Source organism: Sphaerisporangium album, from assembly GCF_003323745.1.
Classification (GTDB): domain Bacteria; phylum Actinomycetota; class Actinomycetes; order Streptosporangiales; family Streptosporangiaceae; genus Sphaerisporangium; species Sphaerisporangium album.
Genome location: NZ_QOIL01000025.1, coordinates 37,020 through 51,189, shown reverse-complemented (window position 1 = coordinate 51,189; position 14,170 = coordinate 37,020). Strand labels below are relative to the sequence as shown.

The 14,170-nt window shown below is 73.1% G+C and carries 14 protein-coding genes; 7 read left to right on the top strand and 7 right to left on the bottom strand.

The features are described 5' to 3' along the window. Positions 1-374 (top strand): sigma-70 family RNA polymerase sigma factor (locus DQ384_RS33530; RefSeq protein WP_245966956.1); only part of this gene is annotated, 374 nt, incomplete at its 5' end. After that, positions 371-1,213, top strand: a complete 843-nt coding sequence (locus DQ384_RS33525; protein WP_114032890.1) for an anti-sigma factor — start codon at positions 371-373, stop codon at positions 1,211-1,213. The genes DQ384_RS33530 and DQ384_RS33525, both read left to right, overlap by 4 nt. 90 nt (positions 1,214-1,303) lie before the next feature. Here DQ384_RS33525 and DQ384_RS33520 read toward each other — a convergent pair whose 3' ends face one another. Next, a complete protein-coding gene (locus DQ384_RS33520; RefSeq protein WP_114032889.1) occupies positions 1,304-2,794 on the bottom strand; it encodes an NADH-quinone oxidoreductase subunit NuoF family protein in 1,491 nt (496 codons plus the stop codon). Beyond that, entirely contained in the window at positions 2,791-3,495 is a 705-nt protein-coding gene (locus DQ384_RS33515; RefSeq protein WP_114032888.1) for a hypothetical protein, read from the bottom strand. Before DQ384_RS33515 ends, DQ384_RS33520 begins: the two co-directional genes overlap by 4 nt. Positions 3,496-3,824: 329 nt before the next feature. On the opposite strand from DQ384_RS33515, the gene DQ384_RS43840 reads away from it, so the two are divergent. Then, on the top strand, positions 3,825-4,571 hold the full coding sequence (locus tag DQ384_RS43840; protein WP_114032958.1) for a GNAT family N-acetyltransferase: 747 nt from the start codon (positions 3,825-3,827) through the stop codon (positions 4,569-4,571). An 84-nt stretch (positions 4,572-4,655) separates the two neighbouring features. On the opposite strand, the gene DQ384_RS33505 is transcribed toward DQ384_RS43840, so the two are convergent. After that, positions 4,656-5,303 (bottom strand): response regulator, encoded by a 648-nt coding sequence (locus DQ384_RS33505; RefSeq protein ID WP_114032887.1) that lies wholly within the window; start codon positions 5,301-5,303, stop codon positions 4,656-4,658. After that, on the bottom strand, positions 5,294-6,541 hold the full coding sequence (locus tag DQ384_RS33500; RefSeq protein ID WP_114032886.1) for a sensor histidine kinase: 1,248 nt from the start codon (positions 6,539-6,541) through the stop codon (positions 5,294-5,296). The genes DQ384_RS33505 and DQ384_RS33500 overlap by 10 nt, the downstream gene beginning before the upstream one ends. A gap of 221 nt (positions 6,542-6,762) precedes the next feature. Between DQ384_RS33500 and DQ384_RS33495 the strand changes: the two genes are divergently transcribed. Next, a complete protein-coding gene (locus tag DQ384_RS33495; RefSeq protein WP_181871556.1) occupies positions 6,763-8,286 on the top strand; it encodes an acyltransferase family protein in 1,524 nt (507 codons plus the stop codon). Here the strand turns inward: DQ384_RS33495 and pgeF are convergent. From pgeF to glgA, 3 genes are all read right to left on the bottom strand, one after another. Further along, positions 8,229-8,915, bottom strand: coding sequence for a peptidoglycan editing factor PgeF (pgeF, locus tag DQ384_RS33490; protein WP_114032885.1), 687 nt, complete (start codon positions 8,913-8,915; stop codon positions 8,229-8,231). The two genes, DQ384_RS33495 and pgeF, sit on opposite strands and share 58 nt — an antisense overlap. A 33-nt stretch (positions 8,916-8,948) precedes the next feature. Further along, positions 8,949-9,524, bottom strand: coding sequence for a DUF4232 domain-containing protein (locus tag DQ384_RS33485; protein WP_147268984.1), 576 nt, complete (start codon positions 9,522-9,524; stop codon positions 8,949-8,951). Positions 9,525-9,586: 62 nt separating this feature from the next. Further along, positions 9,587-10,762 (bottom strand): glycogen synthase, encoded by a 1,176-nt coding sequence (glgA, locus tag DQ384_RS33480; protein WP_114032883.1) that lies wholly within the window; start codon positions 10,760-10,762, stop codon positions 9,587-9,589. Positions 10,763-10,830: 68 nt separating this feature from the next. Between glgA and glgC the strand changes: the two genes are divergently transcribed. The 3 genes from glgC (at position 10,831) to DQ384_RS33465 (ending at position 14,161) form a co-directional block, all read left to right on the top strand. Next, positions 10,831-12,063: a glucose-1-phosphate adenylyltransferase gene (gene glgC / locus DQ384_RS33475; RefSeq protein WP_114032882.1), complete on the top strand. Its 1,233-nt coding sequence runs from the start codon at positions 10,831-10,833 to the stop codon at positions 12,061-12,063. Between the two features lie 91 nt (positions 12,064-12,154). Next, positions 12,155-12,469: a DUF5709 domain-containing protein gene (locus tag DQ384_RS33470; RefSeq protein ID WP_114032881.1), complete on the top strand. Its 315-nt coding sequence runs from the start codon at positions 12,155-12,157 to the stop codon at positions 12,467-12,469. Between the two features lie 126 nt (positions 12,470-12,595). Continuing rightward, positions 12,596-14,161, top strand: a complete 1,566-nt coding sequence (locus DQ384_RS33465; protein ID WP_114032880.1) for an oxidoreductase — start codon at positions 12,596-12,598, stop codon at positions 14,159-14,161. The last annotated feature ends 9 nt before the right edge of the window (positions 14,162-14,170 follow it).

Sequence of the window (14,170 nt, the reverse complement as noted above, 5' to 3'; positions counted from 1 at the left end):
TCCGCGCGTGGCGGAACGCGGGGAAGCTGAACAGGGAGCCCGGCCTCTTGTGGGCATGGCTCATGACCGTGGCCCGCAGGATCGTCATCGACGCGCGCAGGCAACGCTCCGTGCGTCCGCAGGAGGTCGAACCTGACCGGCTTGACAGCGTCGCCATCCCCGACGGATCGGAACCGATGCTGTCGGCGATGGTGGTATCGGAGGCCCTGTACAGCCTCTCGGAGGAACACCGGGAAGCGCTCGTGCAGACCTACCTTCACGACCGTACGATCAATGAGGCGGCCGAGGTGCTGGGAGTTCCGCCCGGGACGGTCAAGTCCCGGGTGTACTACGCGCTTCGCGCCCTCCAGAAGACGATGAAGGAGAGGGGGTGACCGGTCTGATGGATTCGCCCCCTCATGTCGAGGTGGCGGCATACATCCTCGGAGCCCTGAACAAGGAGGACTCCGAGGCGTTCGACCGCCATCTGCTCGACTGCGTGAGCTGCCAGAACGAGCTGCGCGAGATGTACGAACTGCCCGACGCGCTCGACGCGCTCAAGCGCGGCCTGGGCGGCCTCGGTGACCCGGCGACCACGACGAACGGCGCGGCCCGGGGCACGGCGAACGGCGCGGTCTCCGATCCGCGGGCCGACGGCGTCGTCACAGACCTGTGGTCACCCCAGCGGCGCTCCCGCTCCTCCGGTCCCGGTCACCGGCGCACCTCCGACTCCTGGGGGGAGCCGACGCGGGAGGAGCTCGCGGCGGCGCGGGCGCGGCGCCGGCGCGCCATGGTGCTGGGCGTGGCCGCGGTGCTGTTCATCGGCGTCACCGGCGGCGTGGCGACGTCCCGTCTGTGGCCGGGCGCGAACCCGGTCGTGGCGGCGGGCCCGACGGGCGCGGCCACGACCCCCGACGTCAGGGAGGGCACCAGCCCCGACACCGGGGTCAGCGGCAGGGTCGGGCTGGTGGCCCGCAGCTGGGGAACCGAGGTCGGCTTCCAGCTCAGCGGCGTCACCGGGCCCGAGCGGTGCAGCCTGGTGGCCGTCGCCCGCAGCGGTGACACCGACATCGTGTCGGGCTGGCGGGTGCCGCCCGGGGGCGGTTTCGGCGTCCCCGGGCATCCCGATCCGCTGCGGCTCACGGGCGCGACCGCGCTGGCGCGGACGGACATCGTCCGCTTCGAGGTCCGCAGGGACGACGGCGTCCGCCTGCTGGAGATCCCCGTCGCCTGAGTGCGGCGGCGACGGGAATCCGGGCGGCGGGGGCCGCGAACGCCCGTACGCGGGCCGGGGGTGACGGGGGTTTTTCGAGGCTGCGCGCTCTCATCTCCTCGCCTCGGCGGGGGCGGGGGCCAGGCGCAGGGCGAGGGCGGGACACATCTCGATCGCCCTGCGCGCGTCCCCTTCGAGCTGGAACGGCACCGACGCCGTGCTGACCACCGGGTACCCGTGCTGGTCCAGGCTGATCAGCTCGGGCACGACGTGGGCGCACAGGCCATGGCCCTCGCACCGCGACCAGTCGACGCTGAGCTGGGCCTCCTGCGCCTTGGCGCGGCTGGTCTCCGCGGGCAGGGGGAGCACGCCCCGCACCGGCAGCCCGCAGGTGCCGTACGCGGCGTGCGTCATGATGTCCTCGGCGAAGACGTCGATCGCCGAGAGGACGAACCGCGAGGTGCCGTCGGGGTGGCCGCACGCGCCCCGGCCGCGCACGCCGTCGGCGGCGCGCCTGACCGCCTCGATGTGCCCGTCGCCGTCGGCGAGCGCGCCGAACGCCCGCGCCAGGTCGGGCAGCCCCATGTAGCACGGCCCGCACTGGCCGGCGCTCTGCTCGGCCATGTACCGCGCCACCCGGGCGGTCTCGCCGAGCGGGCAGGTGCCCTCGCCGAGCGGGATGACGATGCCCGCGCCGAGGGCTCCGCCGAGCGCCTCGAACCCGGCGCGCGACACCTCGGCCTGCTCGACCGCCTCGGCCGGCATCCATTTGCCGTGGTAGCCGCCGAGCAGGACGCCCCTGCCGACCACGGCGTCGCACAGGTCGAGCACCTCGCGCAGCCGCACGCCGGTCGGGGTCTCGACGACGGCGGGCCGCCGCGCGGACCCGGTGACGGTCAGCAGGACCGTGCCCGGTTCCAGCGGGGTGCCGACCGAGGAGTACAGGTCCACGCCGAGCATCGCCAGCAGTGCGAGCTGGGCGTACGTCTCGGCGTTGGAGAGCATCGTGGGCATTCCGCCGACGCCGATGTCGCTGGAGCGCACCTTGCGGCCGGGAGGGATCGGCCGCTCGCCGTTGATGCCCGCGACCAGCGCGCCGCCCTCGCCGGAGATGAACCGGTCGGGCATGCGCACGACCCGGACGACGTCGGTCATGCCGCGCTCGTGCACGGCGTTGAGCAGCGAGCGCTCCCCCGGCCCGCCGTGGGCGACGCCCACGACGATCTCGCGGGCGTCCAGCGCCCGCGCCACCAGGTCGGCGCCGTCCAGGATGAGGTGCGGGGCACGGGTGAGCAGCACCTTGTCCTTGGCCGCCGCCGGCTCGCCCTCGGTCGCGTTGACGACCACCGTGATGGGCGCGCCGCGGCGGCCCGCGGAGTCGATCACTGCGCGGAGCTTGCGGGCGAACGGGAAGCCCGCGCCGCCGCGTCCGCGCAGGTCGCCCAGCTCGGCCAGGGCGATCAGGTCGTCGATCGGCAGCCGCGGGAGCCGGCCGTGCACCCTGCGGTGCGTGTCGTAGTCGAGGCGGGGCGAGCTGTCCAGACCGGCCGTGAGCCGGCCGGGGCCGATCCTGAAGACATCGGGGACGCCGTCGGCCCTCATCGCCGCACCTCCTTTCTCAAGGTCACCCAGAATTCCTCGTCGAAGACGTCGTCGACGCGGATGTACTCGGCCTTGCGCCCGATGTTGGACGGACGGACCGCGGGGCCGCCGGCCTTGGGGCCGACGGTGACGACCATCCGCACGAGCAGGCCGAGCCCGACCGCGACGAGGGAGGCGACATAGCTCAAGGTCACCCAGTAGGCGGGCTCGCGGCCCGCGGTCAGCCCGTGCACGATCGCGAGTGGCCAGCACAGATATGCCGTGACGTGCAGGGTTCGCCAGACCCAGGGTCTGGTCATGGTCGCGAAGCGGCCGCGGAACGCGCCGGTCGCGGCGGCGAGGATCAGCAGGTACGCGGCGATGGTGCCCAGTCCGACCGCCTGTCCGGCCCGTCCGAACGGGAGGAACGCCTCCGCGGCGCCCAACCGGCCGCGCATGATCTGGAGGACGACGTGGGTGATGAGGAAGCCGACGGACAGGACGGCGGCCGCCCGATGGACGCCCTGGAGGAGGACACGGTGCCGTACCGCGAGGAGGATTCGATCGGTGGCGGCCAGCCCGGCCAGCACCGTTGCGGTCAGTCCAACGAGTGTGAACACCCCCGAGTAGAAGATGAGGAAGCTCTGTACTTCACCGAAGACCGACGCTCCGAAGAGAGCCGTCCCGGCGATCAGCGACGTGGACGTGAACAGCCCGACCACCAGAGGACCTCGTGACCGAGACCGCTGGGGGGCCCGTCTATGCCGCGTTTCTTTCATCCCGTCCTCCGCCACATAACGCTCCCCGGGTACAAACCGGGTCAACGTGCTGCTGGGTGCCTTCGGGATCTATCGGGACATTTGCGCGCGCGATCACACTAGCGTCTCCCCACCACCGCTGGTACCAGAACGTTACAGAAATTTCGTGATCTTGAATGATCATCTGACTCCTGTAAATACCCGCCGGATGATCAACGCACAAGTGGACACAACGGGGCAAACAGCCCGAAAATAAGTGGCTGCGGGCCCTGACCGGCCCTAACTTGGTCGACGTGGAGACTCTCAGCCGCAGGACGGCCACCGACCAGGCCGGACGCCCGGTGCTCAGCTACGTCGAAGGCACCCGTGAGGGGCGCCGCTGCGCCGACCTCGCCGAGGAGCTCGCCCCCGGTGCGGTCGAGGTGATCCTGCGCGACATGCCGGGCTGGATCATCTCCGGCGGCGAGGACCTCGGACGGCGCCTGCTCGCCGCCGGAGCACGCCCGAGGCGGCACGCCCACGTCCACTCGCGCGACCTGCGCGCCGCCCCCGCCCCCGCCGAGTGGGCCGAGACCGGCTACGGCGTGGTCTCCTGCGACGCCGTCCCCGCCGCCGAGGTGTTCCCCGCCTGGCGCGCCGCCTACGGGCCCGGCCACCCCGACCACCACCCGGTCGACGACGCCGAGCTGCTCGAAAAGGAGCTGGAACCGCTGCTCGCCGGGCGGTCCTACGGTCCGCTGCTGCCCTGCGGCGGGCTGCTCCTGCGGGACGGGCGCGTCGTCGCGGGCGTGCTCGTCGGCGACCGCGGCGACCCGCCGCCGCTGGGCGGCCCGTGGGTCTACGACGTCTTCCGCGACCCGAGCCCGCAGTACGCCGGGCTGGGCGCCGTCATGCTGCGCCGCGCGCTCGCGCTCGCCACCCTGCACGGCCTGCCCGCGCTCGGCCTCGCCGTGACCGAGGGCAATCCGGCCCGGCGGCTGTACGAACGGCTCGGCTTCCGGCACCTGCTCACGTCGGTCACCGTCGTCGTCCCCGGCTGACCGCGGCGGGGCGCCCGTCATCGTCCCCGCTCACCACGGCGCGCCCCCGTCGCCGGCCCCCGGTTGACGCCGTGGCCGCCCGTCTCAGGACCGCAGGTAGGCGAGCACCGCGAGCACCCGGCGGTGCTGGTCGCCGTCGTCTGCGTAGAGGCCGAGCTTGTTGAAGATGCTCCTGACGTGCTTCTCGACCGCTCCGTCGGTGATGACGAGCTGACGGCCGATCGCCGGGTTCGACCTGCCCTCGGCCATCAGCCCGAGGACCTCGCGCTCGCGCGGGGTCAGCGACCCCAGCGGATCGTCGCGCCGCCGCCTCACCATCAACTGGGCCACCACCTGGGGGTCGAACACGGTTCCTCCTGCGGCCACGCGGCGCAGTCCCTCCAGGAACTCGTCCACGTCGGCCACGCGGTCCTTCAGCAGGTAGCCGACCGCGCCCCGCGCGTCCGCGAGGAGGTCGTCGGCGTAGGAGACCTCGACGTACTGCGAGAGGATCATGATCGGGGAGCCGGGCACCCGCCGGCGCGCCTCCACCGCCGCCCGCAGGCCCTCGTCGGTGAAGCTCGGCGGCATGCGCACGTCCACGACCGAGATGTCCGGACGGTGGGCGGCGACGGACTTCACCAGCGCGTCGCCGTCGCCGACCGCGTCCACCACCTCGCAGCCGAACTCCTCCAGCAGCCTGATCAGGCCGGATCGGATGAGGACGGCGTCATCGGCCACGACTACCCGCACGGCACCTCCGCGACGATCAAGGTCGGCCCCCCGGCCGGCGACTGCACGACCAGCTCGCCGTCGACCGCGCGAAGCCGGTCGGCCAGGCCCGCCAGGCCGTGTCCCTTGGCGACGTGCGCGCCGCCGACCCCATCATCGCCGATGCTGAGCACCAGCGTGTCCCCCAGGCGGGTGAGCGACAGCGTGCACAGCTCGGCGCGGCTGTGCTTGGCGATGTTGGTCAGCGTCTCGGCCGCCACGTAGTAGACGGTGTTCTCCACCACGGCGGTGTACCTCTCGACCGTCTGCACGTCGAGGTCGACCTGGACGGTGCAGCGGCCGGCGAGCGCCGCCAGCGCGGGGGCCAGGCCACGGTCGCTGAGGATCGGCGGCGCGATGCCCCGCGACAGCGCGCGCAGCTCGTCCAGCGTCTCGCGGGTCGCCGTGATGGCCTCCGCCAGCGTGGCGTGCGCGGCCTGCGGGTCCTTCTTGAGCTGGCGCTGGGCCCGCGACAGCTCCATCGCCAGGTACACCAGGCGCTGCTGCGGCCCGTCGTGGATGTCGCGCTCCAGCCGGCGCAGCGCGCCCGCCTCCGCGGACACGGCGGCGGCGCGTCCCTCGGTCAGGTCGTCGATGCGCTCGCGCAGCTCGGCCACGCTGGTGAGCAGCGCCCGTCCGAGCCCGGCCCGCAGCAGGGCGGCGCCCCGCAGGACCAGGGGCAGGGTGAGGCCGGCGATCGCGCCGAGGGCGACGTAGAACAGCGAGTCCACGGTGTAGCCCCTGCCGAGCCCGAGCAGCTCGGGGAGCTGCACGTTGCCGGGAATGCTGGAGGTGATCCACCCGTAGAGGGGGTAGGTCAGGCCGGTCAGCGCCAGGGCCCACCACGTCACGGTGACGACGAACGTGACGATCGCCACCGGGAAGACCACGATGCCGTGCAGCAGGTCGAGCCATGACTGCATGTCCAGGACCGGCTGGATCATGCGGCGCGGCCAGCGCGATCCCGCGGGCGCGCTCTTGCGGCGCGGCAGGGCGACCGGGCGGCCGAGGATCTCGGGCAGCCGGCTCCGCTCGACGTTGGCCAGGCCCCGGGCCGCCACGAGGGTCAGCGCGAGCACCGGCAGACCGATCCACACGACGACCAGGCCGGTCCCGGCGGCCAGGCCCGGCACCAGCAGGCAGAAGCTCAGGATCGCCAGGGGGAGACCGAGCAACGTGTACCGCGTGTCGGCGCCGAGCCGCTTGAAAGGGGAGGTCATGCCGTCAAAGGTACGAGCCCCGCCCGAGCCGATCGACCCGGCGCACAGGTCGCCCGATGGTAGGGCCAGCCCTACCGCGCGCGGTCAGGTGATCTTCTCCGAAGACACCCGTATCCGTCAGTGCGCCGGCGGGGGCGCCGGCGAGAGGGTCGAGTCCATCGGGATCCCGCCGGAGCGGGGCTTCCCGGACACCTGGCTCCCCTCACGACACGAGGTCTCCCATGCCCGCGAACCCGGCCGGTCCCCCGCCCCCCACCACCGTCGCCCCACCCGGGCGCCATCGGCCAGACGCCACTGCGGCCGCTCCGGCCGGCCCGGTCACCGAGGCACGGGCGGGACGCGGCGGCCCGTCGTCCTCACTCCCCCGCCAGGCCAGGCCGGGGCGCGACCTGTTCATCGACCTGTTGCGCCTGTTCGGCATCGGAATGGTGGTGCTGGAGCACTGGAGCATCCCCGTCCTCTCCTACACCGGCGGCCCGGACGGGCAGATCACCACGGGCAACGCCTTCGCCTCGCCGGGCGCGTTCGTCATCACCTGGATCACCCAGGTCATGCCGCTGGTCTTCTTCGCCGGCGGGGCCGCCAACGCGATCAGCCACCGGTCGCACGTCTCCCGCGGGGGCGGGGACGCGCGCTGGCTGGCCGGTCGCGTGCGCCGGCTCGCCTGGCCGGTGCTCCCCCTGGCCGCGGTGTGGATCCCGCTCCCCCACCTGCTCCTCGCGCTCGGACTGCCGGACCAGCCCGTGCAGACGGCCGCCCGCCTGGCCGGGCAGCTTCTGTGGTTCCTCGCGATCTACCTGGTGGCCGTCGCGGCGACGCCGGTGCTGCTCCGGCTCGGCGAACGGTTCGGGTGGCGCGTGCCCGCCGCGATGGCCGTGGCCGCCGTGCTGACCGACGTCGTCCGGTTCAACGGATTCGAGGCGGCGGGGTTCCTCAACGTCGCGTTCGTCTGGCCGGCCGTGCACCAGCTCGGCTTCCTGTACGCGAGCGGGCGCCTGGCCGGGTTCCGGCTCATGGCGGCCGGCGGGTTCGGCGCCGCCGCCGCGCTGGTCGCCTTCGGCCCGTACCCGGGGAGCATGATCGGGCTGCCGGGGGCGGTCTCCAACATGGCCCCGCCGACGGTCGCGCTGCTCGGGGTGGCGTTCGGGCAGATCGGGCTGGCGATGCTGCTGCGTCCCCGTCTCGTGCGCCTGGCGTCCCGGCCGCGCGTGGCCCGCGTCATGGCGTGGGCGGGCCCGCGCATGATGACCGTCTACCTCTGGCACATGAGTGCCCTGTTCGTGGTCGCCGGGGTCGCCGTCGTCGGCCTGGGCCTCGCCACCCCGGCGCCCGCGAGCGCGGCCTGGCTCGCCGGATGGCCGCTCTGGCTGGCCGCGCTCGCGCTGGCCGCCCGCCCGCTGATCCGGCTGTTCGCCCGCTTCGAGGAGCCCCCGTCCGCTTCCGGCGCGCGGCCCGGCGCCGTCCGGGTGGCGGTGGCGACGGCCCTGGTGGGCGCGGGCCTGCTCACCCTCACCGTGACCGGCTTCACCACGGGGGTGGCACCGATGCTCGCAGCCGCCGCCCTGCTGACCGGCCTGGCGCTGATCACGCCGATGCGGCGGCGGGCCGCTCTGCGGACGCCGTGGTCCGCCCGCCGATCCGCGCGCGACCTGGCGGCGGGACGCCGGGGGACGGTACCGGCCGCCGATCAGCCGGTGAGCCAGACGTACCCGGCGAACCTGCCGGTCAGCCTCTCGCGGCGATGAGAGAACAGGTCGGCGGTCTCGATCGTGCACCGGTCGTCGTGCCGGACGTCGTCCACCCCGGCCCGCGCGAGCTGGGCCGAGATCCCGGCCCGCAGGTCCAGGGCCGGGGCGCCCGTGGGGGTGGACGACCACGCCTCGGGAACCACCGCGCAGACCTCCTCGCGCAGCTCGCCGGACACCTCGTAGCAGGAACCGCAGGCGAGCGGGCCGACCATCGCGACCAGGTCGCCCGCGCCGTGCGCCCGCATCGCCTCCACCAGCGCGCTCACCACGCCGGCCGCCGTGCCCACCCGGCCGGAGTGCGCGCCGCCGACCATCCCGAGGACGGGGTCGGCGACCAGGACGGGCGCGCAGTCGGCGGCCAGCACGGCCAGCCCCAGCCCCGGCCTGTCGGTGAAGACCCCGTCGAGCGAGGGGGGATCGGCCCCGAACGGCCCGGTCACGTAGCTCACGTCCCGGCCGTGCACCTGCCGCATGAACACCACGCCGCCGGGATCGAGCCCGAAGCCCCGGGCGGTCAGTGCCCGGTTCTCGGCCACGGCGGCGGGGTCGTCCCCCACCGACCCGCCGAGGTTACGCGTGCCGTACGGCCCCGAGCTGACTCCCCCGTGGCGGTCGGTGAAGGCCATCCTGACCCGATCGATCGCGAGCACGCCGCCAGTCTACCGAGCCGGCCCCCGACGCCCGGCCGCCAGCGGGGACACGTCCAGCCGTCCGTCGTCGCAGGGGGCCGCCCTGAACGGGATCTCCAGGTGGGTGCCGACCTCGTCCGGCGGCAGGATGATCAGGCGGGCCGACGCCGGGCAGGCGGTCTCGCGCCCGGACCTGACCTCGGTCCAGTGCAGGGTCGTGTACGCCGACGCCCGGGGCCGCAGCGTGACCTTGCGCGGTGTGGTGCCGTCCCTGCGCGTCCTGGTGCGCAGCACGTCCCCCCGGCCGTCGATCATGATCAGGCCGACGTACCCGTACACCCAGCAGGTCCGGGACGACCTGTTCGTCAGGACCACGGGCGCGTAGCGCTGCCCCGCCCCGGCGTCCACCCGCCCGGCACGCGCGGCGAGCGCCGAGGTGTGACACCGCCCAGGCCCCACCTGCGCCTGGGAAACGCTCGCCACCGAGGCCCCAGACGCCGACGTCTTCGCCGTCGAAGCCCCCGCCGCCGTAACCCCCGACGCGCTCAGCGCGGCGGCCGCCACCCCGGCGGCCAGCGCGAGACGCGCCACGTTCTTGCTTCTCATGCCTCGTTGGACGCGCCGGCCACCGGTTTTGTTGCCGCCCATCCCCTCAACGTCGCGCGGGGTCACACCAGGGACGCGTACAGCTCCCGGGTGCGCGCGGCGATGGCGGGCCAGGAGAAGTGCTCCACGGCGCGGCGGCGGCCGGCCGACCCCATCCCGGCGGCCTTGGCGGGGTCGGCGAGCAGGGTGTTCACTCCCCTGGCCATGGCCGCGGCGAACGCCTCCGGGTCGTGGGGCTCGCCGTCGGCACCCTGGTCGATGGGGACGAGCAGCCCGGTCTCGCCGTCGGCCACCACCTCGGGGATCCCCCCGGTCGCGGTCGCCACGACGGCGGTCTCGCAGGCCATGGCCTCCAGGTTCACGATGCCCATCGGCTCGTACACCGACGGGCAGACGAACACGGTCGCGTGCGTGAGGATCTGGATGACCTCCGGCCTCGGCAGCATCTCGGAGATCCACACCACCCCGGCACGGCTCGCCCGCAGCTCGTCCACCAGGCCGGTGACCTCGGCGGCGATCTCCGGCGTGTCGGGGGCGCCCGCGCACAGCACGAGCTGCGCCGCGGGGTCGAACGCGCGGGCGGCGCGCAGCAGGTGGACGAGCCCCTTCTGGCGGGTGATGCGGCCGACGAAGACGACGTACGGACGCGCGGGGTCGATGCCGTGCCGGAGCAGGACCTCCGTGCCGGGGTCGGGCGCGTACTGGCCGGTGTCGATACCATTGTGGATCACGGTGACGCGCTCGGGCGCGATCTCGGGGTAGCAGGTCAGCACGTCGCGCCGCATGCCCTCCGACACGGCGATCACCGCGTCGGCGGCCAGGAGCGCCGTCCGCTCGGCCCAGGAGGACAGGGTGTACCCGCCGCCGAGCTGTTCGGCCTTCCACGGGCGCAGCGGCTCCAGGCTGTGCGTGGTGACGACGTGCGGGACGCCGTGCAGCATCTTGGCGGTGTGGCCGGCGAAGTTGGCGTACCAGGTGTGGCTGTGGACCAGGTCCGCGCCCGCGCAGGCCGCCGCGATCTCCAGGTCGACGCCGAGCACCTGCAGCGCCGCGTTCGCGCCCGCCAGGCCGTCCGGAACGGGGTAGGCGTGCACCCCGGGCTCCCGCCGGGGGGCGCCGAAGCAGCGTACCCGCACGTCGGCCAGGTTCCGCAGCTCCCTGGCAAGGTATTCCACATGGACTCCGGCCCCGCCGTAGACCTCCGGCGGGTATTCTCGGGTCAGGAGATCGACTCGCATGACTCGACCTTAGCGTTCGACGGTGTTTCGTCGGGTTTAGCAGGGAAAAGCCGGGTAACGTCGGTGCTATGACGACGAGAATCCTCGCGATCGTGCTGGCCGGTGGCGAGGGCAAGCGCCTGATGCCGCTGACCGCCGACCGCGCCAAGCCCGCGGTGCCCTTCGGCGGGATCTACCGCCTGGTCGACTTCGTCCTGTCGAACCTGGCCAACGGCGGTTTCCTCAGGATGGTCGTCCTCACCCAGTACAAGAGCCACAGCCTCGACCGGCATGTCTCGCGGACGTGGCGCATGTCCACCATGCTCGGCAACTACGTGACGCCGGTGCCCGCCCAGCAACGGCTCGGCCCGCGCTGGTTCGCCGGGTCCGCCGACGCGCTGTTCCAGAACCTCAACCTGATCTACGACGAGCTGCCCGAGCACTGCATCGTCTTCGGCGCCGACCACATCTACCGCATGGACCCGCGCCAGATGGTGGACCAGCACATCGACTCCGGCGCGGACGTGACGGTGGCCGCCATCCGCCAGCCGCTGTCCCTCGCCGACCAGTTCGGGGTGATCGAGACCGACCCGGCCGGGCACCGCATCGTCGCGTTCCGCGAGAAGCCCACCGACGCCGTGGGCCTGCCGGACGCCCCCGACCAGGTCTACGCCTCGATGGGCAACTACGTCTTCAGGACGCAGGCCATGATCGACGCGCTGCGCGAGGACGCGCTGGACCCGAGCAGCAAACACGACCTGGGCGGCAACATCATCCCGATGTTCGTGAAGTCCGGCGGCGCCGAGGTGTACGACTTCGCGCACAACGTCGTCCCCGGCTCCACCGAGCGCGACCGCGGCTACTGGCGCGACGTCGGGACGCTCGACGCCTATTACGACGCGCACATGGACCTGGTGTCGGTGCACCCGGTGTTCAACCTCTACAACGACCGCTGGCCGATCTACACCGGCCACGACCCGCACCCGCCGGCCAAGTTCGTGCACAACGACGGCGACCGGGTCGGGCGCGCGATCGACTCGCTGGTGTCCCCCGGCGTGATCGTCTCCGGCGGCATGGCCTCCCGGTCGATCCTGTCGCCGGGGGTCGTCCTGCACTCCCACTCCCAGGTGGAGGACTCGGTGCTCATGGGAGGGGTCAAGATCGGCCGGGGCGCCGTCGTGCGGCGCGCGATCATCGACAAGAACGTGGTCATCCCGGACGGCGCGCGCATCGGCCTGGACGTCGAGTACGACCGCTCGCGCTTCGCCGTGACCCGCGAGGGCGTGGTCGTGATCGGCAAGAACGAGATCGTCGAGAGGTAGCCCCCCGCCCGATCCAGGATCTAGCAGGCGTTGCCCGATAGCATGGCGGCCGATGGGCAACACATGACCGTTCGGGGGTAGGGCCTTAGGTATGACCGAGACGACACGCGGGCCCGACAACATGGGCGATGACGAACAGTTGACCCAGATCGAGGAATGGACCGACAACCTGCCCATCGGTCACGAGATCGTCGAGGACGCTCCCGACGAGCGCGACGGCATCTCGCGCCGGGTGTGGCAGGAGGCCCCGGAGCGCTCCCGCACGCCGCGCGACGAGTACCGCTTCGTCGCCCCGGACGAGGGCGCGCACCCCGACGTGGAGTCCGAGGAGTGGGCGCAGGAGGTCGGCGCGGACGACGGCGACCTGTCCGCCGAGGAGCGGGCCATGCACATCGAGCGCGACTGACGTTCCCGTACGTCATCCCGTGCCCGGCGGGCGTGGGAGGATCGGCGGGAGCGGCGAGGAATCGGCGCGGGTGGGAAACCGATCAAGGCCGGACCGGGCGGGATATCTCACGCTAGAGTCCCCAATGTGCGGAGATCACGGCCGTTCTGGCGGCTGACCCCTGCGGAACGCCGGGTCTGGGACGCCTATCCCTCCGGAGCCTGGGTCGACCTGCGCACCGGCGACCCCGAGACCGACGACCCGGCGAAGGGCTCCACGTGGGGCCGGCATCGCACGGTGCGCGCCGAGGTCGTCGCCGCGCTGATGCTCGGGGCGAACCCCGCCGGACCGGGGCAGGTCGCGGGGCTGCGGCTCGCCGGGGCGCGCATAGCGGGCGAACTCAACCTGTCCGACGCGTCGCTCACCACCAAGCTGCATCTGCACAACTGCCACCTGCCGGGCATCGTCTCGCTGACCGACAGCACCGCCAAGGGCCTGCGGTTCCGCGGCTGCGACATCTACCGGATCCGGGCGGCCCGGTGCACGGTGGACGGGCTGCTGGAGCTGGACGCCTGCACGGTGCGTGCCGGGGTATGGCTCGACAACGCCCACATCACCGGCCAGTTGCGGCTGGCGCGGGCCACACTGAACGCGCCGGTCCCCCTCGGAGCCTCGGAGAGCGACAAGGAGGACGTCCGCCGCCCGTTCAGCGAGGCGGAGCGGCGCGAGCGCGGGTGGGACCAGGACCACTGGGCGCTGTGGGCGGGCGGCCTGACCGTGGACGGCGGCGCCTTCTGCCGTGACCTGCGCACCAACGGCGGGCTGCGGATGATCGGCGCCCGCTTCAACAGCGGCCTGTACCTAGAGCGAGCGGTGATCAAGGGCACAGGAAAGCACGCGATCTACGCCGATCACATGCAGGCGTCCAGCGCCGAGCTCAGCGCCGGCTTCACCGCCGAGGGCACCGTACGGCTGCGCGGCGCCCGGGTGGCGGGGGTGCTGTCGTTCGACCGGGCGGTGCTCAGCGCCCCCGGCCGTTGCCTCCACCTCAGCCACATGCAGGTCGACGAGCTGATCCTCACCCCCGCGTCGGTGAGCGGCAGGGTCAACCTGGGCTACTCCCGGATCGGCGTCCTCCTCGACTCCCCGGGCGCCTACCCCGGCGGCGTGGAGCTCAACGGGCTCACCTTCGAGTCGCTGCGAGGCGGAACTCCCCTGGCCGAGCGCCTGTCCTGGCTGGGACGCGACCCCGCGGGCTACCGGCCGCAGCCCTACGAGCAGCTCGCCGCGTGGTACCGCAGGATCGGCCACGACGCGGACGCCCGCGCCGTCCTGCTCGCCAAGCAGCGGGCCCGGCGCGCCACCCTGGACATGCCCGGCAGGGTCGGCGGCTACGCGCTGGACGTGGCCGTCGGGTACGGGCACCGCGCGTGGCTGGCGGGGGTGTGGTTCGGGCTGCTGCTCGCCGTCGGGACGGTGGTGTTCACGCTCAACCCCCCGGCGCAGGTCGGCCTGGACGAGCGGCGCGTCTTCCACTCCTTCCCCTACACCCTCGACCTGCTGGTCCCGGTGAGCGTCTTCGAGCAGCGGGCCGCCTGGGAGCCGGTGGGCTGGACGCAGTGGCTGGCGAACATCCTCATCGCGTCGGGGTGGATCCTCGCCACGGCGCTCATCGCCGGTGCCACCCGCCTCCTGCGCCCGCAGCAGAACTGACCCGCCGGC